Here is a 22780-nt window from a genome sequence, read left to right on the forward strand (position 1 = left end):
GCCTGGGCGCCGGCCGGGGCGGTAGTCGCCGCGGCGCTGGCCGTCGCCGGCCCGGCCCATGCCCAGTCGAGCGATCGCGGTAGTCAGGCAGATAGCGCCGGCGGGGCGTCGACGCCGAAGCTGCTCGACAAGGTGACCGTGGAAGGCGTCGGCCTGCGCGAGACCTCGCTGGACCGGCCCGCCGCGACCGCCTCGCGCCTGGGCCTGAGCGCGCGCGAGACCCCGGCCGCGATCGAAGTGCTGACCCAGGACCAGATCCAGGCGCGCGGCCTGCGCGGCAGCGTCGACGCGCTCAACGCCGCGCCCGGCGTGCTGGCCGGGCAATTGCCGTCCTCGCCGGGCATGACCTCGATGCGCGGCTTCACCGGCGGCGCCATCGCCTTGTTGTACGACGGCGTGCGCCAGACCGCGGCGCCGCTGGTGACCCGCGATTTCGACAGTTGGAGTTTCGAGCGGATCGAAGTGCTCAAGGGCCCGGCGTCGGTGCTGTACGGCGAAGGCGCGCTGGCCGGCGCGATCAATCTGGTGCCCAAGCGTCCGCACTTCGACGGCAATGCGTTCGAAGGATTGGCCGGTTGGGGCAGCTTCGGCAGCCAGCGTTATGCGCTCGACGCCAACCTGCCGGTCAGCGACCGCTTCGCGCTGCGCGCCGTCGCCAGCCATCGCAGCGGCGACGGCTACGTCGACGACACCGCCAGCGATTCGACCTCGGCCACCCTGGCCGCGCGCTGGCGCCCCAGCGACGCGCTGGATATCGATATCGCCCTGGATCACTACCAGGACGACTACGACACCGCCTACTGGGGCACTCCGCTGATTCCCGCGGCGATCGCCCGCGATCCCAGCGGCCTGGTCCGGACCGGCAACGGTCTGGTGCTGGACCGTTCGATCGCCCGCCGCAACTACAACGTCGGCAACGGCGTGCAGGATTCGCACAGCGACTGGCTGCGCACCCGGGTCCAGTGGCAAATCGGCGACGGCCTGCGTTTCAGCAACGAATTCAGCTATTACGACGCGCACCGGCGCTGGCTCAATTCGGAAACCTATACCTACAACGCACGCAGCGGTTTGCTCGACCGCGGCACCACCCGGATCGAGCACGATCATCAGTTCTGGGTAGAGCGCGCGACGCTGTTCGCCGACAGCGACATCGGCGGTCGCCGCAACCGCGCCTCGGTGGGCGTGGAACTGAGCGACGGCGATTTCTTCGTGATGCGCCGCTTCGGCACCACCACCGCGGTCGATCCGTTCGCGCCGCAGCGCGGCACGGTGTCGTTCGCCGATACCGCGCTGAACTTCCCCGGCGCCGGTAACCGGGTCGACTTCGATTCCAACACCCGGGTGCTGTCGGTGTTCGCCGAGGACGCCTTGAATCTGACCCCGCGCTGGCTGTTGCTGGCCGGGCTGCGTTACGACCGGATCGAGCTGGAACGCAGCATCGCCGACTTCAACACCGGCGCGCGCACTCGCTTCGAGCGCAACTACGAACCGCTGTCGTGGCGCCTGGGCACGGTGTTCGATCTGGCGCCGAAGACCCAGTTGTACGCGCAGTACAGCGCCGCGGTTGCGCCGGTCGGCAGCTTGCCGTTGCTGTCGCTGGCCAATTCGCGTTTCGAGCTGACCAAGGGCCGTGCCGTCGATGCGGGCATCAAGAGCAGCGTGTGGGGCGACCGCGTCGATCTGAGCGCGAGCGCGTACTGGATCGAGCAGGACGACATCGTCACCCGCGATCCGGCCAACGCCAATCTGTCGGTGCAGGGCGGCACCCAGTCCTCGCGCGGCATCGAGTTGTCGGCCGCCGCGGCCCTGACCAGCGCGTTGCGGGTGGAAGCCAGCGTGGCCGCCTTGAACGCGCGTTTCGACCGCCTGCGCGAAGCCGGCGGCGTCGATCGCGCCGGCAACGTGCCGCCGAACGTGCCCGAGCGCTTGGCCAATCTGCACGCGACTTACCGCTTCGAGCGCGTGCCGCTCACCGTCGGCGCGGGCGCGCGTTATGTCGGCGCGTACTACACCAACAACGCCAACAGCATCCGCGTCGACAGCCACACCGTGTGGGACGCCTCGGTCGCCTACCGGCTGCCGTTCGGCGAGATCGCGGTGTACGGACGCAACCTGGGCGACGCGTTCTACGCCGATTGGTCGGGCGGTGCGGCCGACCAACTGGTGATCGGCGCGCCGCGCAGCGTCGAACTGACATTGAAGGTGAACTTATGAGCTTGCTGGAAGCGCCCTCGGTGAACGCGGGCATCGATGCGCTGCGCTTGCATGCGGTGGGCATGGACTTCGGCGAACGGCATGCGCTGAACGCCTTGTCGATCGCGATCGCGCCGGGCGAGGTGTACGCGCTGCTCGGCCCCAACGGCGCGGGCAAGACCACGACGTTGAATCTGATCCTGGGTTTCCTGCAGCCGCAGGCCGGACGCATCGAGGTCGCCGGTGTCGATGTCGGCCGCGATCCGCTCGCCGCGCGCGCCAAGATCGCGTACTTGCCGGAAACGGTGATGCTGCATCCGAGCCTGGATGCGATCGAAAACCTGAGCTATTTCGCCTTGCTCGGCGGCCGCCGCTTGAACGCATCGGAAGCGCGCGACCTGTTGAGCCAAGCCGGCTTGCAAGCCGAAGCGCACACCCGCCGCGCCGGCGGTTTCTCCAAGGGCATGCGCCAGAAAGTCGGGCTGGCGGTGGCGCTGGCCAAGAACGCGCAGTTGTTGCTGCTGGACGAACCGACCTCGGGCCTGGACGCCAGCGCCGCCAACGACCTCTCGCAGGGCGTGCGCGCGGCCGCGCAGCGCGGCATCGCGGTGTTGATGGCGACCCACGATCTGTACCGGGTCAAGGACGTGGCCCATCGCCTGGGCATCCTGCGCGCCGGCACGCTGCTGACCGAGCGCCGCACCGAGGAGTTGTCGGCCGCGCAGATCGAGGCCTTGTACCTGGAGCTGTTGGCCAGCGACGAGTCGGCCGCCGCATGAGCGCTTCGCTGACCGGATTCGAATGGACCTTGCTGCGCCGCGACCGGCGCGCGTGGTGGGCCTTGCTGTGCCTGGGCGCGTTGGTGCTGATCGCGTTCGCGGTGGACCTGCGCGCGATCGCCGGCGACAACGCGGCCAAGGCCGAGATCGCCCGCGCCGAGCGCGCGCGCTGGCTCGGCCAAGGCGAGAAAGACCCGCACTCGGCCGCGCACTACAGCATCTTCGCGTTCAAGCCGACCACGCCGCTGGCGGCGCTGGATCTGGGCGTGGAGCCCTTCGTCGGCCAGACGGTGTGGCTGGAGGCGCATGTCCAGAACGACATGCTGTACCGCCCGCAAGGCGAGGCCTCGGCGTTGCAGCGCGCCGGCCTGAGCAGCCCGGCCAGTCTGTTGATCGGTTTCGCGCCGCTGGTGGCGTTCCTGCTTGCGTTCACCGCGGTGGCGATGGATCGCGAGCGCGGCACCTTGCGGCTGGCGCTGGGCGCGGCGCTGAAGCCGCGCCGGATCGTGGCCAGCAAGGCGATGGCGATCTGGCTGGCCCTGGTCTGGGTGCTGGTGGTGCCGGTCACCGCGGCGGCCACCCTCGCCACCGCTGCGTTGGGCGGATTGAGCTCCGACGCAGCGCTGCGCCTGGTGCTGTGGGCCGCGGCGATGGCGGTGTATCTGGGCGTGCTGACCGCGCTCGGCATCGCGGTGTCGATGTTGGCCGGCAGCGTGCGCGGCGCCTTGGCGCTGTTGTTCGGTTTGTGGATCGTCTTCGGTCTGGCGTTGCCGCGCTGGGCCAACAGCGCGGTCGAACGCGCCCAGCCGCTGCCTTCGACTCAGGCGGTCAAGCAGCAGTTGCTGGACGAGGCGCCGTCGTACTGGACCGCCGAAGACGCGAAGAAGCATCAGGCGAGCTTGCTGGCCAAGTACGGCGTCAGCGATCCGGCCGATCTGAAAGTGAATCTGCGCGGCGCCGAGCTGGATTTGAGCGAGCGTCATTCGCACCAGGTGTTCGACCGCGTGCTCGGCGGCTTCTACGACCGGGTGGTGGCGCAGGACCGCGCTTACGCGTGGTGGGGCTGGCTGTCGCCGACCGCGGCCATGCAGAGCCTGTCGCCGACCTTGGCCGGCAGCGATTTCGCCCACCATCGGCGCTTCATCGACGGCGCCGAGCATTACCGGCGCGAGCTGGTGAACCGGATGAATCAGGACGTGATGACGCATCGGGTCGAGGAAGGCGAGAAACACACCAGCGACGCCAGCTTGTGGTCGCAGATTCCCGAATTCCGTCACCCCGCGCCCGAGTTGCGCGCGAACTGGCGCACTGCCGCGCCGGCCGCAGCCGGTTTGCTGGGTTGGTCGCTGGTGGCGCTGGGTTTGCTGGCGTTCGCCGCGCGGAGGCTGCGTCCATGAGCGCGATCGCGATGGATCGACCGAACGTCGGCGCGCCGGTGGCGGTGAACTTCTTCACCTTGCTGGCCTGGGAGCTGCGCCATATCGGCCGCAGCCGTTTGCTGTGGATGGTGATCGGCCTGTTGGCGGTGGCGATGGCGTGGGGCGCTTACAGCGGCGCGGCCCTGCACCATGCGCAGAGCCAGGCGATCGAGCGCAGCCGCGCCAGCGACGCGCAGTGGATGCAGCAGATCCGCGAACGCGCTCAGCGCTACGCCGAGCCGGCGGAGAAGCCGGTTCCGTACTGGCAGGACCCGACCGACATCGCCGGCTTCAGCCGCTACTTCCTGCGCGCGCACAGCTACAAGCCGCATCTGCCGCTGTCGCCGCTCGCCGTCGGCGGCAGCGATCTGATGCCTAGCCGTTTGCCGGTGAAGCTGGAAACCCCGTTCGGGGTCGAACCGGCCTACGACTTCGAGAATCCGCGCGGGCTCGGCCTGGGCCGGTTCGATCTGGGCTTCGTGCTGGTGTACCTGTTGCCGGTGGCGGCGATCGTGTTGATCGGCTTGCTGGCGACGTTCGAACGCGACCACGGCATGTTGCGCTTGATCGCCGCGCAGCGGGTCGGGCCGCGCGCGTGGCTGGGCGCGCGGGTGGCGGCGATCTGGCTGTGGCTGACGCCGGCGACGCTGGCGTTGATGTGCGTGTCGTTGCTGTTGGCCGGCGCGGATCTGTCCGCGGCGGTGCCCGAACTGTTCGCGTCGGCGGCACTGGTGGTGGCCTACCTGTCGTTCTGGGCCGCGCTGGGTTTCGTCGTGGTCTCCGCGTGGCCCGGCGCCGCCGGCGCGATCAGCCTGATGAGCGCGTGGTGGGCCTTGCTCGCCATCGGCTTGCCCTTGCTCGGCAGCGCGCTGGCCCAGCGCATCGGCGATGCGCCGGCGCCGGTGGCGTATGTCGATGCGCAACGCCGCGCCAACGATGCGATCGCGCTGGAACGCGATGCGATCGTGACCGCGATGTTCCGCGCTCGCGCCGATCTGGCCGGCGCGACCGACAAGGTGGCGACGATCGACTACGCCACCCGCATGAGTTTCCTGGCGCCGGAACTGGAACGGCGCCTGCAGCCGCTGCAACAGCGCCAGGAGCGGGCGCGCGATGTGCGCGAATCGGTGTCGGACTGGGCCGGTTACCTGTCGCCGCCGCTCGGCATGGAGCAGGCCTTGTCGCAGCTGGCCGGCACCGATGCGCGCCGTCAGCGCGAGTTCGAACGCCAGACCCGCAGTTATCAGCAGGCCTTGCGCGAATGGTTCTATCCGCGCATCCAGCGCCAGATCGCCGCGCCCACGCCGCGGCCGGTCGCCGACAGCTACGGGCGGATGAACTTCAACGAGTACGCGGCGATTCCGGCGTACCGCGGAACCGACGCCGCCGCGTCCGCGCGCGTCGCCGCGGCGCTGTCGATCGCCGCGTGGCTGGCCTTGCTCGCCGTCGGATTGAGCGCCTGGGCCTGGCATCGCCTGCGCCGCTGGCCCACGGAGCTCTGAGCGATGAAGCCATCGACCCTGGCATGGACTCTGGGCTGCGGTTTGGCCGCCTTCGCCGACGCGGCGCCAGCGCAGCGCGTCGGCGACAACGCGGTCACCGCCGCCGAGGACGCGTTCGGCGCGACCCTGGGCAATGAAACCATCGGCCTTTACAGCAGCAAGCAAGTGCGCGGCTTCTCGCCGGTGGACGCCGGCAACGTGCGCATGGACGGGATCTACTTCGACCGCCAGGGCACGGTGCCGCCGGCGTTGGTGCAAGGCTCGACGATCCGGGTCGGGCTGTCGGCGCTGAACTACCCGTTCCCGGCGCCGACCGGCATCGTCGATTACCGGTTGAAGAAGGCCGGAGACGAACGCGTGCTGAGTGTGCTCGGCGCGCTCAACGCCTACGGCGCGCCGGCGCTGGAAGTCGACGCCAAGTTGCCGATCGTCGACGGCCGCTTCGGCATCGCCGCTAACATCGCCTTGGCCCGCGAGGAGTATTACGACGGCGCCGATGCGCGTTACCTCCGCGCCGGTTTCGTGCCGCGTTGGCGGCCGACCGAGAACATCGAGATCCTGCCGTTCTGGAGCATCTCGCGCGGCCGCGACGAAGAAGTCGCGCCGACCATCGTGACCTCCGGCCCGCACTTGCCGCCGAAGATCGAACGCCGCCGCCATTTCGGCCAGAGCTGGTCGGACAACGAATACGACAGCCGCAATTTCGGCGTGCTCGGCAAGGCGCGGCTGGGCGCGGACTGGGCGCTGGCCGGCGGCGTGTTCCGGTCGATCAACAACCAGCCCAGCGGCTTCGCCGAGCTCTTCGTCGACACCACGGCCGACGGACTGACCCGCGAGAAAGTCATCGCCGATCCGCGCCAGCGTTATGCCTCCACCAGCGGCGAGCTGCGCCTGAGCCGCAGCTTCCGCGAAGGCCCGCGCCTGCACGTGCTGCACGTGGCGGTGCGCGGCCGCGGCCTGGACAGCGAGTACGGCGGTTCGGCGCCGGCGCTGGCCTACGGTTGGCGTCCGCTCGGCGAGTCGCGCCCGCAGCCGCGTCCGCAATCCTTCGACTTCGGTCCGCGCACCCAGGACCATGTCGAGCAATGGACCGGCGGCCTGGCCTACGAAGGCCGCTGGCGCGATGTCGGCGAGCTGAGCCTGGGCATCCAGCGCAGCCGCTACCGCAAGCACGTCGATCAACCGGGCTTGGCGCGTACCAGCAGCCGCGACGATCCGTGGCTGCCCAACGCCACCGCCTCGCTGTATCTGAGCAAGACCCTGGCGGTGTACGCGGGCCATACCCGCGGCCTGGAGGAAAGCGGCATCGCCCCGGACGACGCGGCCAATCGCAATCAAGCGCTGCCGGCGATCCGAACCCGCCAGACCGATGCCGGCTTGCGCTGGTCGTTGAGCGAAGACCTGAAATTCGTCGCCGGTGCCTTCGACGTGCGCAAGCCGTACTTCACCACCGATGAGAACAACGTGTTCGGCGCGATCGGCGAAGTGCGCCACCGCGGCGTCGAGCTGAGCTTGAGCGGCAAACCGGCCGACAACTGGAGTCTGGTCGCCGGCGCGGTGCTGATGCAGCCGCGGGTCAGCGGCGAAGCGGTGCGGCTGGGCCGGGTCGGCAACCGCCCGATCGGCCAGACCGAACGGGTGCTGCGCAGCGATATCGAGTATCGCCCGCCGGTGTTGCCGGGCTGGTCGTTCGATCTGTCGATGAGCCATTACGGCGAACGCGTGGCCTCGCGCGACGGGCGCAACCGGGTGCCGGCGTACACCTTGGTCGATGTCGGCGCGCGCTACCGCTTCAAGCTCGGCGACGCGCCGGCCAGCCTGCGTTTGCTGGTCGCCAACGCCGGCGACACCTTCACCTGGAACATCTACGGCAACAACAGTTTCGGCCTGACCGACGGGCGGCGCTATGTGGCGCAGCTCGCGGTGGATTTCGACGGCTGAGTCCATAGCGCAACGGGGAGATGCGGCCATGTCGCTGCAGGATCGAAGAGGGGTTTCGCATCGCGATGTCTCGCCCGAGGCGAGCGCGCGCGACGCGTTGTTCGCCGCGGCCCAGGCCGGCGCGGCGCCGACGGTGTACAGCGGGGTTTGCCACGGCACCTTGGGCGAGTTGTGGCAGGGGCCGTGCGAGCTCGACGGCGAGTTGCACATCGGTCTGATTTCGCTGCCGGTGCGCAAATACAGTTGGATGCATTACGTTCCCGGCGAAACCGGCCAGGCCGAGCAGGATCTGGCCGGCAAGGACAAATGCCGGCTGGCGATCGAGCTGTATTTGCAGCGCCACGGCAAAACCTTGCCGCCCGGGCGTTGGAGCCACGATTCCGAACTGCCGCTGGGCAAGGGCATGGCCAGCTCCACCGCCGACCTGGTCGCTACGATCCGCTGCCTGGACCGTTTGTTCGGCCTCAACACGCCGGCGGCGGCGATGGCCGATCTGCTGCGCGGAATCGAGCGCTCCGACAGCGTGTTCCTCGACCGCCACGCGCTGTACCTGAGCGGGCGCCAGCAAGTGCTGCGCAGTTTCAATGCGCCGCTGCGCCTGCATGCCTGCTACATCGACGAAGGCGGCACGGTCGAGACCGAGAAGCTGGCCGAGCCCTTGCTGCGCCATTACCAGCGCCATCTGCCGGCGTACCGGCGCCATCTGCAGCGCGCGGTGGATGCGTTCGAGCGCATCGACACCCTGGCGATCTGCGAATGCGCCACCCACAGCGCGCAGCTGGCGCAGTGGGTCACGCCCAAGCGCCACTTCGAGACCCTGCGCCGGCGCCAGCACGAGCTCGGCGCCGACGGCATCGTCGTCGCCCACACCGGCAGCCTGCTCGGTTACCTGTTCGTGGCGCGGCCGGACGCGGTGCGCATGGGCGAGCTGTCGTCGTTCTTCCGCGGCCTGGGCAGCCAGTGCCGCTTCGCCGAGACGGGGTTGTGATGATCAGCGCCAACGATCCCACTTACGAGCGCGTGCATACCCATATCGCCGACGCGATCAAGGCGCCGGACCTGGTCCGGCTCGGGCCGAACCTATTCGTGGCCCGTTTCGAAACCATGAAGGTGTACTCGACCCTGGTCGCGGTCGAGCGCTTGCTGGCCAGCGGCCGGATCCGTCCGGGCGCGACCTTGATGGACAGTTCCAGCGGCATCTACGCCTACGCCCTGGCGCTGGCCTGCCACAAGTTCGGATTGCGCTGCCACATCGTCGGTTCCAAGACCGTAGACAAGACCCTGATGGTGCAGCTGCGCATTCTCGGCGCGAGCATCGAGCAGGTCGAGCCGCAAGCGACCTTGAAGATGGATCAGAGCCTGCGGGTGGCGCGGATCAAGGAATTGCTGGCTGCCGACCCGGACGTGCATTGGATGCAGCAGTACCACGACGACATCCACTACCACGGCTACGAGCCGGTCGCCGAACAGATCCGCGCGGCCACCGGCGATGCGCCGCTGAGCATCGTCGGCGGGGTGGGGTCGGGCTGTTCCACCGGCGGTCTGGCCTGCGCGCTGCGCGAGCGCGAGCCCTCGCTGCAACTGATCGGGGTGCAGCCGTTCGGCAGCATGACCTTCGGCTGCGAGCACATCGAAGACCCGGGCATCATCATCGCCGGCATCGGCAGTTCGATTGCGTTCCGCAACGTCCGCCACCATCTGTACGACCAAGTGCATTGGGTGTCGTTCGACTACGGCCTGTCTGGATCGGTGGCGTTGCTGCGCGAACACGCGGTGTTCGCCGGACTGTCGACCGGCTGCTGTTATCTGGTCGCGCGCCGCGAGGCGCAACTGCATCCGCGCCGCAACGTGGTGTTCCTCGCCGCCGACACCGGCCACCGCTATGTCGAAGGCGTGTTCGCCCACTACGAAAGCGCGCTGGACCTGGACGGGCTGAAGCCCACGCCGATCGACTCGCTGGAGCAACTGGCCTTGCCGTGGTCGGCGATGGCCTGGAACCGCGCCGCGTTCGCCACCTCTTTCGACGCCGCATCGCCCGCCGCGGCGCCGGCAACGCACTGACTCAGCATCTCCGGAGGATTTACCCATGGCGCATTTGTTGATGATCGAAAGCTGGGTCGGCGGCACCGGCCGGATCTTCCCGCCGGCGATCGCCCGGCTCGGTCACCGCTACACCCTCGTCACCCGCAATCGCGGCCACTATCAAGATCCGCGTTCGCGCGAAATCCATCCGGTGATCGAACACGCGGACAACGTGCTGAGCTTCGATACCAACGACGTGCCCGCGCTGATCGAGTTCCTGCGCGCCCAGCACGCGGTGCTGAAGTTCGACGGCGTGGTGACGATCTGCGACTACTACATCGGCACGGTGGCCGAAGTGGCGCAGGCGCTGGATCTGCCGCAGGCGTTCTCGGCCAATGTGGTGATGGAGCGGCGCAAGGACCAGGTGCGCGAGGCGATCGAGCGCGCCGGTCTGCCCAATCCGAAGTTCGCGGTGGTGGCCGGTTGGGACGACACCCGGCGCGAGGCGCAGCGGATCGGCTATCCGCTGATCGTCAAGCCTACCGATCTGGCCTCAAGCGCGTTCGTGCGGCTGGTCCACGACGAAGAAGAGCTGTGCCAGTCCTTCGATGCGCTGGAACAGTTCCCGCGCAACTTCCGCGAGCAGGAGCGGGTGCCGCTGCTGTTGCTGGAGGAGTACATGCGCGGCGAGGAGGTCAGTGTCGAAGCCTGCACCTATCGCGGCCAGACCACGATCATCGGCATCACCGACAAGAGCGTGACCGGGTTTCCGTATTTCATCGAAGACGGCCACATGTTCCCGGCCGCGCTCGATGCCGATACCGCCGCGCAAGTCGAAGCGCTGGTGCGCGGCGCCCTGGCCGCGGTCGGCCACGATCACGGCATCAGCCACACCGAGGTCAAGCTGACCGCGGACGGCCCGCGCATCGTCGAGATCAATCCGCGTCCCGGCGGCAACTACATCGCCGAACTGATCCAGCGGGTTACCGGCATCGATCTGCTCGATGCTCAGATCGAGCTCGCGCTGGGCCGCGAACCGGATCTGCAACGCCGCGAAACCGGCGTCGCCAGCGCCGCGATCAAGTTCCTGGTACCGCCGCGCGCGGGCCGGGTCGATGCGCTGGAAGGCGTATCGAGCCTGGAAGACGACCCGAACGTCGTTCGCTGGATTCTGGCCTCGGTGGCCGGCACCGAGGTGTCCGTGCCGATCGACAACGCCTGCTACCTCGGCCACGTGATCGCCAGCGATACCGACGGCCTGCGCGCGCGCCGCCACGCCGAGGACGCGTTGGCGCGGGTGAGGCTGCGCTATGCCGAAGACGCGCCGGCGCCGTTGTCCAGCGCGGCCTGAGCGCCGCACGCCCACGTCCGCCGTTTTTCCCGCATCGCCTTTATCGAGAACCGCACCATGACCGCTTCGAGCTTGAACAGCGTCGCCGACCTCACCGCCGCCGTGCTGCGCGGCGACTACGGCCCCGATCCGGCCGGCCTGCACGCGGTCGGCGCGTTCTGGGTCCGCCAGAGCACCCAGTTCCCCGGCACCGACACCAAGTACCGCAACTATTACCTGGTGCTGCGGGTGGAGTCGGGTTTCGGCGGCTGCTGCGTGGAGCGCGATCAACTCGATTCGGTGATCGCTGAGGAACTGTCCGGGCGCAGCGTCGCCGAGCTGCTGCGCGATGAGCGCACGCCGGTGCGGATCGCCGCGCTGGACGCGTACCTGTCGCTGGCGCGGCCGCATCGCGACGCCGCGCTGGCGCAGGTGTTCATGCTCCCGCACGGCACGCCCTTGCAGCGGGCCAAGGCGCGCGACCAGGCCATCGCCGGCTTGCTCGAGATCGCGCCGGGCATGAAGGTCGGCTTGATCGGCGTGGTCAATCCGCTGGTCGAGGCGATCCGCGCCCGCGGCGGCGTTTGTTTGCCCTGCGATTTCAATATGCAGCGCACCGCCGACGGCACCGAGGTGACCCGCGACATGGCGCCGGTGCTCGCTCAAGCCGATTTGGTGATCGCCACCGGCATGACCTTGAGCAACGGTTCGTTCGATCAGATTTTGAGCGCGGTGCGCGAGCGCGGGATCGGCCTGATCGTCTACGCCCAGACCGGCAGTTCGATCGTGCCGCAGTTCCTCGGCCACGGCGTGGCGGCGGTGTCGGCCGAACCGTTCCCGTTCTCGCAGTTCAGCGCCGACCCGACTCCGATCCATCTGTATCGGCTCGGCGGCGCCGACGCGCGCGCGGCGGCCTGATCCGAACCCATGAGCGCCGCGACCGCCCACGCCGTCGAACCGCTGGACGAAGCCGCGCGCAAACGCGGGCTCAACGGCTTGCTGGTCTACACCTTCTTCATGGTGACCGGCTTCGCCATGCTGATGCCGCTGGTGGCGGTGCACTACGTCAACGACATCGGTCTGGCCGCGACCGCGGTCGGCGTGGCGCTGGCGGTGCGCCAGCTGACCCAACAAGGCTTGGCGCTGGTCGGCGGGGTGCTGTCGGACCGTTACGGCGCGCGCCGGATGATCTGCCTGGGCGTGCTGCTGCGCGCGCTGGGGTTCGCCAGTCTGGCGTTCGCCGCGGACCTGCCGATGTTGTTGCTGGCGATGGTGTTGTCGGCCTTGGGCGGGGCGATGTTCGAGGCGCCGTATCAGGCCTCGATCGCCGCGCTCACCGATGAAACCAGCCGCCCGCGCTATTACGCGATCAGCAACTGGGTCAGCGGCGTGGCCACCACCTTGGGGCCGTTGCTGGGCGTGGCCTTGCTGCGGTTCGATTTCCGCATCGTCTGTCTGGTCGCGGCGGCGTGCTTCGCCCTGAATTTCGTGATCGCGCTGCGCTTGCTGCCGAAGGTGGAGATGCCGCCGCAACCGCCGCCGCTGCGGCATGGCCTGGATCTGGTGCTGCGCAACCGCGGCTTCGTCCGGCTGGTGGCGTTGCTGATGCTGTACTGGTTCGTCGCGGTGCAGATCAACATCAGCTTCCCGCTGCTGGCCCAGCGTTTGAGCGGCGGCGTCGACGGCGTCGGCGCGATGTTCGCGCTCAGCGCCGGCATCACCGTGGCCTTGCAGTACGGACTGGTGCGCTGGCTGGAGAAACGCCTGAGCAGCGCGCAAGTGCTGGTGCTGGGCGTGTCGATCATGGCGCTGGCCGCCGGCGCGATCGGCCTGGTCGACCAATTCGCCGAACTGCTGCTGTGCGTGGCCGGCTTCTCGGTCGGCGCGCTGATGACCCGGCCGACCCAACAGACCTTGATCGCCGGCCTGGCCGATCCGCGCGCGCTCGGCACGTTCCTCGGCGTGAGCTCGCTGAGCCTGGCCGTCGGCGGCGGCATCGGCAGCGTCGCCGGCGGCTGGCTGGTCGATGTGGCCGCGAAGCAACACTGGCCGTGGCTGCCGTGGTCGGTGTTTTGCGCCGTCGGCCTGCTTAGCGCCGCCGGCCTGCATATCGCTACACCAGACCGCGCCCGAATGCAGATCGCTTCCGCGCGCGGCTGACCGCTTCCCCGTAGTGTGACTTGCCCTCTCCTGGACTCCGGCAAGGGAGAGGGTTTTTTTTGCCTGGCGCCGGGCTCACTCCGGTATCGCCGGCACCTGTTCGCAGCAGCGCTTGAGGTGTTCGCGCAGGCGCTGCACCAACGGACTGAGCAAACGCCGGTCGGGACAGATCAGATTCAACGGCGCGGCCTCGCCCTGCCAATCGCGGCACAGCAGCACCAGGCGCCCGTCGAGCACCTCGCGCGACACGTCCAGCCAGGATTTGTAGGCGATGCCGTGCCCCGCCAGCGCCCACTGTTTGACCGCGTGGCCGTCGTCGCTGACCCGGTCGCCGTGCACGCGCACGCTGCGCTCGTCTTCGCCGCGGCGCAGCCGCCAGCGGTCCTGGGTTTCGCCGCGGATCAACATGCGCAGGCAGTTGTGTTCGCTCAGCTGCTCCGGGTCTTGCGGAACGCCGTGGCGCATCAGGTACTCGGGCGAAGCGCACACGACCCGGCGGTTGTCGGCGCGCAGCGGCAGCGCGATCAGGTTGGAATCCTGCGGCGAGCCGTAACGCAAGACCACGTCCACCGGCTGCCGGTACACGTCGGCGAAATGATCGGACAGGTTGATCCGCAGCTGCACCTGCGGATGCTCGGCAATGAATTCGTCCAGCCACGGCAGCATCAGGCTGCGGCCGAGGTCGGACGGCATCGACATCTGCAATGCCCCGTGCAGCTCCGCTTCCTCGCCGCGCAGCGCTTGCTCGGCTTGCTCGATTGCGCGCAGCGCTTCGCGCGCATGCGCCAGGAAGCGTTCGCCCGCCTGGGTCAGGCGCAGGCTGCGGGTGGAGCGCACGAACAACTGCGCGCGCAATTCCGCTTCCAGCCGCTTGATCGTGGCGCTGGCCGCGGACGGGCTGATGTCGAGGGCGCGCGCGGCGGCCGACAGGCTGCCGGCGTCGGCGGCGCGCACGTACAGCGCCAGATCGGCGAAGGCCTTCATTTTCAATCCGCGCTTGAAACAGAACCGGCTTATGCCCGGTTTTTGCCGCCGCGGCAAGGCGGCAGCATGGTCGCCATCGCCACCCCGGAGCCGCTCATGTCCCGCACCGATGCTGCCGCCCAGCCGCCGCGCTGGCGTTTCGACCACATCAACCTGCACGGCCACGGCGCCGCGCTGGATCGCTTGTTCGGCCAGGTGATGGGCCTGCGCGATGGATATCGGCCGCCGTTTCCGTTCCCGGGGCGGTGGCTGTACCGCGACGACTCGCCGTGGCTGCATCTGGTCCGGCCCGCGGCCGGGCGTGGCGAACACGTGCGCCTGGGTCACATCGCGTTTCGCACCGACCAACCTGCGGCCGCGTTGATCGAACGCTTGCGCGCGGCCGGTTTGGATTACGAAGTCGCGCTGGTGCCCGAGCAGGGCGACGTGCAGTTGTTCGTCGCCTTGCCCGGCGGGCTGGTGATCGAACTCGATGCGCCGGCCGATCCCGCGCTCGGCGACGGTCGTGAAGCGTATGTCGCCGCGCTGGCGTTGAGCACGAGTTAGCGCTGCGACCCCTTGTTTGCCCTTATCCCCTTTTGCGAGCGCTCCGATGAACTCTCTTTTGCAACAACCGCAGTCCCTGGGCCCGTTGTCGCTGCCCAACCGCATGGTGATGTCGCCGATGACTCGCGCGCGCAGCAGCCAGCCGGGCAACGTGCCCAACGCGTCGATGGCGCGCTATTACGCCCAGCGCGCCGGCGCCGGGTTGATCGTCACCGAGGCCACCCAGGTCTCGCCGCAAGGGCAGGGCTACAGTTTCACCCCGGGCATCCACAGCGACGAACAAATCGCCGGATGGCGGCACGTCACCGATGCGGTGCACGCGGCCGGCGGGCGGATCTTCCTGCAGCTGTGGCATGTCGGGCGGATGTCGCACGAGTCCTTCCACGACGGTCAGGCGCCGGTGGCGCCGTCGGCGATTTCGCCGCAGGCCAAGGTCTGGATCGTGCGCGACGGCGTCGGCGGCCTGGTCGATTGCCCGACCCCGCGCGCGTTGGCGCGCGAAGAAATTCCCGGCGTGGTCGAGCAATTCCGCCGCGGCGCCGGCAACGCCATCGCCGCCGGTTTCGACGGCGTGGAGATCCACGGCGCCAACGGTTATCTGATCGATCAGTTCCTGCGCACCACTTCCAACCGCCGCGACGATGAGTACGGCGGATCGATCGACAACCGCGTGCGCTTTCTAGAAGAAGTGACGCGCGCAGTCGCGGCGGAAGTCGGCGCCGAACGCACCGGCATCCGCCTGGCGCCGTACATCACCGCGCGCAACATGAGCTGCCCGCAGATCATCCCGACCATTCTGGAAGCTGCGCGGCGGCTGCAGGAGATCGGCGTGGCCTACATCCATCTGTCGGAAGCCGATTGGGACGATGCGCCGCAAGTGCCGGCTTCGTTTCGCCATGAACTGCGCGCGGCCTACCGTGGCAAACTGATCGTGGCCGGGTTGTACGACCGTGCGCGCGGCGAGCGCATCCTCGTCGATGGCCTCGCCGATCTGGTCGCGTTCGGCCGGCCGTTTATCGCCAATCCCGATCTGCCGCGGCGCTACGCCAACGACTGGCCCTTGGCCGAGTACGACCCGGCGACCCTGTTCGGCGGCGACGAGCGCGGTTACACCACGTATGGCGATTATCGCGCGGACGCGGCTTGAGCGGCGCTCGTGCTTGGAGCCGCCAACAAAATAGCCCGGCTCGGGACGAGCAGAGCAAAGTCAAAATGGATTCCGGCTTTCGCCGGAATGACGAGGGGTAAGTGGCTCGGTTTCGTTGGCGGCTCTTACTCGCCGCCGGCGTAGCCGAACTGGCGCCAGGCCTCGAACACCACCACCGCCACCGAATTGGACAAATTCAGGCTGCGGTTGTCCGGCCGCATCGGCAAACGCAGGCGCTGCTCGGGCGGGATCGCATCGAGCACTTCCTGCGGCAGGCCGCGGGTTTCCGGGCCGAACAGGAACACATCGCCGGCGGCATACGCCGGCCCGTCGAAGCGGCTGCGGCCGCGCGTGCTCAAGGCGAACACCCGCGCCGGCGCGCCCTGGGCCTGGGCGATCGCCTGCAGCGCCGCGTCCAGGCTGTCGTGCACGCGTAGTTCGGCGTACTCGTGATAATCCAGCCCGGCCCGCTTGAGCTGCTTGTCTTCCAGGCTGAATCCCAGCGGCGCGATCAAATGCAGGCGCGCGCCGGTGTTGGCGCACAGACGGATCACGTTGCCGGTGTTGGGCGGGATTTCGGGTTGGTAGAGGACGACATTGAACATCCACCCATTATGCGGGCTGGGCGCGGCGCCCGCCGGGCAACGCAAAAGCGCGCGCCGTCCCCCTGTGACCGCCGGCCCATGCCAGGGCGGCGGCGGGCGCCTAAGATGCCCGCTTTGGTCCGCTCGCGGACGTCCCTCAGCCGGAGTCGACATGCCCCAGTTCCCCACGCCCGCCCTCGCGCCGCAGCGCGCCCGTCCCCGCGCCGCGGCGCTGGCCCTGGCCCTGGGCGTCGCCCTGGCCGGCGCGGTGCTCGCGCCGGCGGCGTCCGCGGCCGCGCCCCAGGGCGGCGCCGGCGTCAACATCGCCTACGACGAATTCACCCTGCCCAACGGCCTGCGGGTGATCGTCCATACCGATCGCAAGGCGCCGATCGTCGCGGTCAACGTCTGGTATCACGTGGGCAGCAAGAACGAACAACCCGGCCGCACCGGCTTCGCGCATTTGTTCGAGCATCTGATGTTCCAGGGCTCGGAGAACTACAAGGGCGAATTCTTCGCGCCGTTCGAACTGGTCGGCACCACCGACCAGAACGGCACCACCAACGTCGACCGCACCAACTATTTCCAGAACGTGCCGACCACCGCGCTGGACATGGCGCTGTGGATGGAATCCGACCGCATGGGCCATCTGCTCGGCGCGATCGATCAAAAGACCCTCGACGAACAGCGCGGCGTGGTCCAGAACGAAAAGCGCCAGGGCGAAAACCAGCCCTACGGCCGGCGCATCAGCGGCAAGCTGTATGAGGCCCTGTACCCGGCCGATCATCCCTACAGCTGGCAGACCATCGGCTCGATGGCCGATCTGGACGCGGCCTCGCTGGACGATGTGAAGACCTGGTTCCGCAGCTGGTACGGCCCCAACAACGCGGTGCTGGTGCTGGCCGGCGACATCGATCTGAAGACCGCCAAGGAAAAAGCCCTGCGCTTCTTCGGCGACATCCCCGCCAGCGCGACCTTGCCCGACATGGCCACGCGCATTCCCAAGCGCGAGCGCGACACCGAGGAAGTGGTGCCCGACCGGGTGCCGCAGGCGCGCATCTACCGCGCCTGGCCGGTCGCCCAGTTCGGCGCCGCCGACGGCGTGGACCTGCAGTTGTTCGCGCAGATCCTCGGCGGCAGCGCCGCCTCGCGCCTGGACGCGCGTCTGGTCCATCGCGACCGGATCGCCGACAGCACCAGCGTGTCGATCAACGATGCCGAAATCAGCGGCACCCTGGTGGTGGTGGCCAACGTCAAGCAAGGCGTGGACCCGGCCAAGGTGCGCGCGGCCATCGATGAGGAAATCAAGAAGCTGATCGAACAGGGCCCGAGCGCGCAGGAACTGGAACAGGCCAAGACCGCCAGCCGCGCCGAGTTCGTGCGCGGGATCGAGCGGATCGGCGGTTTCGGCGGCAAGTCCGACGTGCTGGCGCGCTGCGCGGTGCTGCTGGGCAAGGCCGATTGCTACCGCGATGAGCTCAAGGACATCGACCGCGCCGACATCGCCAGCGTGCAGGCGGCCGGGCGCAAGTGGCTGGGCGTGGGTTCGCACACCATCGTGGTCCAGCCGGGCGACAAGCCGGCGTCCTCGTTGCCCGAAACCGCCAGCGCCGCGCCGGCGACCCAGCCCGCGCCGATCCCGGCGGCCGATCCGCGCTTCAAGACGGTCAAGTCCGATCTCGACCGCAGCCTGGGCGTGCCGCAAACCAAGAGCTTCCCGGCGCTGAAGTTCCCGACCCCGCAGACCGCCCAGCTCAGCAACGGCATGCAGGTGGTGCTGGTCGAGCGCCACGAAACCCCGATCGTGCAATTGCAGATGGAATTCCCCGGCGGCTTCAGCGCCGACCGCGGGCGCAAGTCGGGCACCGCCAGCTTCGCCATGGCCATGCTCGACGAGGGCGCCGGCGAGTACGGCGCGTTGGAGTTGTCGGCGCGCAAGGAAGCCCTCGGCGCGGAGCTGACCAGCGGCGCCAGCCTGGACGGCGCCAACGTTGCGCTGTCGGCGCTGACCGACAAGCTCGATCCGTCGCTGGATCTGCTCTCCGATCTGGTCCGCCGCCCGCGCTTCGACGCGGCCGAGATCGAGCGCGTGCGCGCACAGTGGCTGGCCGGGATCAAGCAGGAGAAGGCGCGCCCGCAAACCGCCGCGCTGCGGGTGTTGCCGCCGCTGCTGTACGGTGCCGGCCACGCGTACGCGATTCCGTTCACCGGTACCGGCACCGAGGCCTCGATCGCTTCGCTGACCCGCGATGACCTGGTCGCCTTCCACCGCGATTGGCTGCAGCCGCAGCGCGCGCGGGTGATCGTGGTCGGCGACACCACGCTGGCGCAGATCCTGCCGAAGCTGGAAACCCGGTTCGGCGACTGGAAGGGCCAAACCCAGGCGCCGGCGCTGCCGGATCTGGCCCAGGTCGCCCGGCCGAAGGCGGCGCGGGTGTTCCTGGTCGATCAGCCCGGCGCGATCCAGTCCAACCTCTACGTCGGCGAATTGATCGCCCCGACCGGCGACGCCGGCAGCGTCGATTTCGATTTCGCCAACGGCGTGCTCGGCGGCGAATTCAGCTCGCGCCTCAACATGAACCTGCGCGAGGACAAGCACTGGGCCTACGGTTCCTACAGCGGCGCGGGCAATGCGCTCGGCCAGCGGCCGTGGATCGCGCAGGCGGCGGTGCAGTCGGACAAGACGGTCGAATCGCTGGGCGAGCTCAAGCGCGAAATCGAGGCCTTCGCCAGCGGCGCCAAGCCGGTCACCGAAGCCGAGACCGCCAAGATCCGCGCCGCCAACACCTTGAGCCTGCCGGGCGCGTACGAAACCAGCGACGCGCTGATGGCGCAGGTCGGCGCCGATCTGCGTTACGGCCGGCCCAGCGATTTCATCCTCAAGTACAAGGCGCGCAACGACGCGATGACCCCGGCGCTGGCCCAGGCCGCGGCCAAGTCGCTGGATCCGGCCGCGCTGACTTGGGTGGTGGTCGGCGATCTGTCCAAGATCGAGCAGCCGGTGCGCGCGCTCAAGCTCGGCGAGGTCCAGGTGATCGACAACGACGGCAAGCCGGTGCGTTGATCGCAACCGCCACGCGGCGCCGTCCGGCCGTGATTGGGTAGCAAGGCGTCCGGTAGCGGGCCGCATCTTCGGATGCGGCCCGCTGCGTTTGCGGCGCAGCTCGATGTCGATCGCCGCGTGGGCCGCGGCATTCCTACCGCGCTCAGCCGATTCCGGCGACAATGCCCCGGTTCGCATTCACAGCCGAGGTCTCCATGCGCGCGTTGGCTCTTCCGTCTTCGACTCTGTCCGTCCTCACCGTCGCCGTGCTGGCCTTGAGCGCGTCGGCCTGCACCTGGGTCAACATGGCCCCCGGCGCGCAGTCGGTGCGGGTGCTGTCGCCGGGCGCGGCGCCGGGATGCGAGAAGCGCGGCGAAGTGGCGGTGGCGGTCAAGCACAACGTCGCCTTCTACGAGCGCAATCAGCTGCGCGTGCGCGAAGAACTGGAAACCCTGGCGCGCAACGAGGCCCCGGGTTTGCAGGCCGACACCATCCAGCCGCTGGGCGAGCCTTCGCAGGGCCAGCAGCGTTTCGCCGCCTACCGTTGCGGCGCCGGTGCGGTCCCGGCCGCGCAAAAACCCGCTTCCACCGGTGCCCAGACCTATCCGGTCGAGAATTGAGCGGCCTTCCAAACGCTTGCGTACGGCTTTTTTCCGGTCGCCTGGGCGAAGTAATTAATTGTTTTTGAAAGGCTTTGTCGCCGGGCAAGTGCCTTCAGGCCTGCCCGGACACTGACATTAGCTAATGCATGTGGCCCGGTTAGGCGCTAACCTGTCGCACTTTCTGTCCGCGAAGGGTTTGTCGCCCATGCTGTTCCAACACGTAGCCATCGCCGGCCTCGCTCACGTCGACGCGCCGCGAAAGCTAACCTCGGAGGAGATCAACGCCCGGCTCAAGCCGACGCTCGATCGCCTCGGCATCAAGGTCGATGTGCTGCAGGACGTCGCCGGCGTGCGCGAGCGTCGTCTGTGGGACGGCGAAATGAAGCCCTCCGAAGCGGCCACCCTGGCCGGCGTCAAAGCGCTGGCCGATGCCGGCATCGACGCCGATCGCATCGGCCTGCTGGTCAACACCTCGGTCAGCCGCGATTACCTTGAGCCGTCCACGGCCAGCATCGTCTCGGGCAATCTGCGCCTGGGCGAGAACTGCCAGAACTTCGACGTCGCCAACGCCTGCCTGGCTTTCATCAACGGCATGGACATCGCCGGCCGCATGATCGAGCGCGGCGAGATCGACTACGCCCTGATCGTCGACGGCGAAACCGCCAACAAGGCTTACGAGAAAACTCTGGAACGCCTCAGCGGCGCCGACGTCACCGAAGCGCAGCTGCGCGACGAAATGGCCACGCTGACCCTGGGCTGCGGTGCCGCGGCGATGGTGCTGGCGCGTTCCGAACTCGCCCCGGGCGCTCCGCGCTACCGCGGCGGCGTGACCCGTTCGGCCACCGAGTGGAACCACCTGTGCGTGGGCGATCTGCACCACGACCGCATGGTCGCCGACGGCCGCATGCTGATGATCGAAGGCCTCAAGCTCGGCCAGAAGACCTTCACCGCCGCGCGCGCCGCGCTGGGCTGGGCGGTGGAAGAGCTCGACGAATTCGTCATCCATCAGGTCAGCCGCGCCCACACCCAGGCCTTCCTCAAGGCCTTCGGCATCGACCCGGCCAAGGTCATGACCATCTTCGGCGAGCACGGCAACATCGGTCCGGCCTCGGTGCCGATCGTGTTGAGCAAGCTGCGCGAGATGGGCCGGTTGAAGAAGGGCAACCGCGTCGCGCTGCTCGGCATCGGCTCGGGCTTGAACTGCTCGATGGCCGAAGTGGTTTGGTGAGCCTGCGCTAAGCGCGGCTTGACCGGTTAAACGTACGGGTCCGATGCGCGAGCATCGGGCCCGTTTTCGTTTGGGTGGCGGTTGGGTTCGGGTTTTGCGGCAGTGCGGCTTATGCGCGCACGCATGGACTTCAGCGTCGCCGCATCGCGTTCAAGCCGCAATCGAGATCGAGAAACTCAAACCTCGACTTGCGCCGTATAGGGCCGCTCCACCGGCAGCAGCGCTTTGGCCTCATCCAGCTTCGCCGTTTCGACCAGCGCATGCAGCCGGTGCGCCAGCGGCGTGATGTCCTCGATGCGCTGCACCCATTGGTCGGCATACCGCGGCACCGCTTCGCCGCTCAGGCCGATCTGGATCGCGCGGTAATCGAGTGGATGGAAATGCAGATTGCGTTCGGGGTCCCACTGGATGCGTACGGGCGTGGCTTCCTTGTGGCGCTTCCATTGCTCGGGGCTCATGGCCGGGTCCGGGTGCGACGGGCAGCTGTGCGCCAACGCCCACTCGAAACCTTCGCGGCTGATATCGATGGCGAGGATGCGGTGTTGGTTGTCGTCCTTATGACCCCAGCCTGCGCGGTACATCATCCATAGGAAGGATGGCTTGATCCAGGTCATGCGCGAACGCGAGAACGGCGCGACGAAGCGGCCGCTCTTGATCGCGGCATCGGCGATGAGGTGGTTATAGGCCTGATAGACGCGGATGGTGTCGTCGTCGTAGACGGCACGGATCTGGCGATACGGGGGTGTGTTGTCCGCACCCTTGTGCGGGGTCTTGCTCTGATTGTCGTCGTTCATTGCGTGCACTTTAACGCAGCATGGGCCGATATCGGGCTCGGGCCGCACCGGGTCGCTGCCGTCATGGCGATGCTTTCCAGTCGATCGGTGCGACGAATCCGGCGCAACGAACGCTCGACTGGGCTTGCTATAGTCGAGCTCTCTCCGCGCGAACGCCGCAACGGCCGCCGCGCCAAGGACCGATTCATCACCCGCAACGGAGTTGCCGCAATGGCCCAACCCAAGAGCCACCTCGAGATCGCCCTGGCCTCGATCCCGGTGTTCACCAACGACGGCACGCTCGACGTCGCCGAACTGCAGAAGCTGCTCGATCTGGCGCTGCGCGATCAGACCGTCGACGAGGACGAAAAGCGCGTGCTCGGCAATATCTTCAAGCAGGCCGAACTCGGCCAGCTCGATGCCGAGGTCAAGCGTCGGATCGACGAAGCGCGCAAGTTGCACGGCATTTCGGCCTGAGGTCGGGCCGGGAGCCCGCGGGCTCCCGGTCTTGCGCCGTGGTTGTGGTGG

19 protein-coding genes are annotated in these 22780 nt (G+C 68.3%); 16 read left to right on the plus strand and 3 right to left on the minus strand.

Annotation, left to right across the window (positions count from 1 at the left end):
- From V7787_RS46485 to V7787_RS46530, 10 genes are all read left to right on the plus strand, one after another.
- Nucleotides 1-2214: TonB-dependent receptor (locus V7787_RS46485; RefSeq protein WP_336094506.1), on the plus strand; the 2214-nt coding region annotated here is incomplete at its 5' end.
- Nucleotides 2211-2972, plus strand: a complete 762-nt coding sequence (locus tag V7787_RS46490; protein WP_336094507.1) for an ABC transporter ATP-binding protein — start codon at nucleotides 2211-2213, stop codon at nucleotides 2970-2972. The genes V7787_RS46485 and V7787_RS46490, both read left to right, overlap by 4 nt.
- On the plus strand, nucleotides 2969-4369 hold the full coding sequence (locus V7787_RS46495; protein ID WP_336094508.1) for a DUF3526 domain-containing protein: 1401 nt from the start codon (nucleotides 2969-2971) through the stop codon (nucleotides 4367-4369). The genes V7787_RS46490 and V7787_RS46495 overlap by 4 nt, the downstream gene beginning before the upstream one ends.
- Entirely contained in the window at nucleotides 4366-5892 is a 1527-nt protein-coding gene (locus V7787_RS46500) for a DUF3526 domain-containing protein (protein WP_336094509.1), read from the plus strand. The genes V7787_RS46495 and V7787_RS46500 overlap by 4 nt, the downstream gene beginning before the upstream one ends.
- A 3-nt stretch (nucleotides 5893-5895) precedes the next feature.
- On the plus strand, nucleotides 5896-7833 hold the full coding sequence (locus V7787_RS46505) for a TonB-dependent receptor domain-containing protein (protein WP_336094510.1): 1938 nt from the start codon (nucleotides 5896-5898) through the stop codon (nucleotides 7831-7833).
- Between the two features lie 28 nt (nucleotides 7834-7861).
- Nucleotides 7862-8821 (plus strand): GHMP family kinase ATP-binding protein, encoded by a 960-nt coding sequence (locus tag V7787_RS46510; protein ID WP_336094511.1) that lies wholly within the window; start codon nucleotides 7862-7864, stop codon nucleotides 8819-8821.
- A complete protein-coding gene (locus V7787_RS46515; protein ID WP_336094512.1) occupies nucleotides 8821-9894 on the plus strand; it encodes a pyridoxal-phosphate dependent enzyme in 1074 nt (357 codons plus the stop codon). Before V7787_RS46510 ends, V7787_RS46515 begins: the two co-directional genes overlap by 1 nt.
- Nucleotides 9895-9919: 25 nt before the next feature.
- Nucleotides 9920-11206, plus strand: a complete 1287-nt coding sequence (locus V7787_RS46520) for an ATP-grasp domain-containing protein (protein WP_336094513.1) — start codon at nucleotides 9920-9922, stop codon at nucleotides 11204-11206.
- Nucleotides 11207-11263: 57 nt separating this feature from the next.
- The gene (locus tag V7787_RS46525; protein WP_336094514.1) at nucleotides 11264-12103 is read left to right on the plus strand and encodes a Rossmann-like domain-containing protein; all 840 of its coding nucleotides are present in this window, start codon (nucleotides 11264-11266) and stop codon (nucleotides 12101-12103) included.
- A 9-nt stretch (nucleotides 12104-12112) separates the two neighbouring features.
- The gene (locus tag V7787_RS46530) at nucleotides 12113-13345 is read left to right on the plus strand and encodes an MFS transporter (RefSeq protein WP_336094515.1); all 1233 of its coding nucleotides are present in this window, start codon (nucleotides 12113-12115) and stop codon (nucleotides 13343-13345) included.
- A 75-nt stretch (nucleotides 13346-13420) separates the two neighbouring features.
- On the opposite strand, the gene V7787_RS46535 is transcribed toward V7787_RS46530, so the two are convergent.
- Complete coding sequence (locus V7787_RS46535; RefSeq protein ID WP_336094516.1) at nucleotides 13421-14329, minus strand: LysR family transcriptional regulator; 909 nt, start codon at nucleotides 14327-14329, stop codon at nucleotides 13421-13423.
- A 96-nt stretch (nucleotides 14330-14425) separates the two neighbouring features.
- On the opposite strand from V7787_RS46535, the gene V7787_RS46540 reads away from it, so the two are divergent.
- Both V7787_RS46540 and V7787_RS46545 read left to right on the plus strand, forming a co-directional pair.
- On the plus strand, nucleotides 14426-14875 hold the full coding sequence (locus V7787_RS46540; RefSeq protein ID WP_336094517.1) for a hypothetical protein: 450 nt from the start codon (nucleotides 14426-14428) through the stop codon (nucleotides 14873-14875).
- A 46-nt stretch (nucleotides 14876-14921) separates the two neighbouring features.
- Nucleotides 14922-16022: an alkene reductase gene (locus tag V7787_RS46545; RefSeq protein ID WP_336094518.1), complete on the plus strand. Its 1101-nt coding sequence runs from the start codon at nucleotides 14922-14924 to the stop codon at nucleotides 16020-16022.
- Between the two features lie 125 nt (nucleotides 16023-16147).
- On the opposite strand, the gene trmL is transcribed toward V7787_RS46545, so the two are convergent.
- On the minus strand, nucleotides 16148-16627 hold the full coding sequence (gene trmL, locus V7787_RS46550; RefSeq protein WP_336094520.1) for a tRNA (uridine(34)/cytosine(34)/5-carboxymethylaminomethyluridine(34)-2'-O)-methyltransferase TrmL: 480 nt from the start codon (nucleotides 16625-16627) through the stop codon (nucleotides 16148-16150).
- Nucleotides 16628-16778: 151 nt separating this feature from the next.
- Between trmL and V7787_RS46555 the strand changes: the two genes are divergently transcribed.
- From V7787_RS46555 to V7787_RS46565, 3 genes are all read left to right on the plus strand, one after another.
- Nucleotides 16779-19670 (plus strand): M16 family metallopeptidase, encoded by a 2892-nt coding sequence (locus V7787_RS46555; protein ID WP_336094522.1) that lies wholly within the window; start codon nucleotides 16779-16781, stop codon nucleotides 19668-19670.
- A 194-nt stretch (nucleotides 19671-19864) separates the two neighbouring features.
- Nucleotides 19865-20269 (plus strand): DUF4156 domain-containing protein, encoded by a 405-nt coding sequence (locus V7787_RS46560; RefSeq protein WP_336094524.1) that lies wholly within the window; start codon nucleotides 19865-19867, stop codon nucleotides 20267-20269.
- 187 nt (nucleotides 20270-20456) lie between these two features.
- Entirely contained in the window at nucleotides 20457-21479 is a 1023-nt protein-coding gene (locus V7787_RS46565; protein WP_336094527.1) for a 3-oxoacyl-ACP synthase III, read from the plus strand.
- 176 nt (nucleotides 21480-21655) lie between these two features.
- Here V7787_RS46565 and V7787_RS46570 read toward each other — a convergent pair whose 3' ends face one another.
- Nucleotides 21656-22273: a DUF4291 domain-containing protein gene (locus V7787_RS46570; protein WP_336094529.1), complete on the minus strand. Its 618-nt coding sequence runs from the start codon at nucleotides 22271-22273 to the stop codon at nucleotides 21656-21658.
- 210 nt (nucleotides 22274-22483) lie between these two features.
- On the opposite strand from V7787_RS46570, the gene V7787_RS46575 reads away from it, so the two are divergent.
- Complete coding sequence (locus tag V7787_RS46575; protein ID WP_336094530.1) at nucleotides 22484-22729, plus strand: hypothetical protein; 246 nt, start codon at nucleotides 22484-22486, stop codon at nucleotides 22727-22729.
- The last annotated feature ends 51 nt before the right edge of the window (nucleotides 22730-22780 follow it).

Source organism: Pseudomonas sp. CGJS7 (assembly GCF_036961695.1).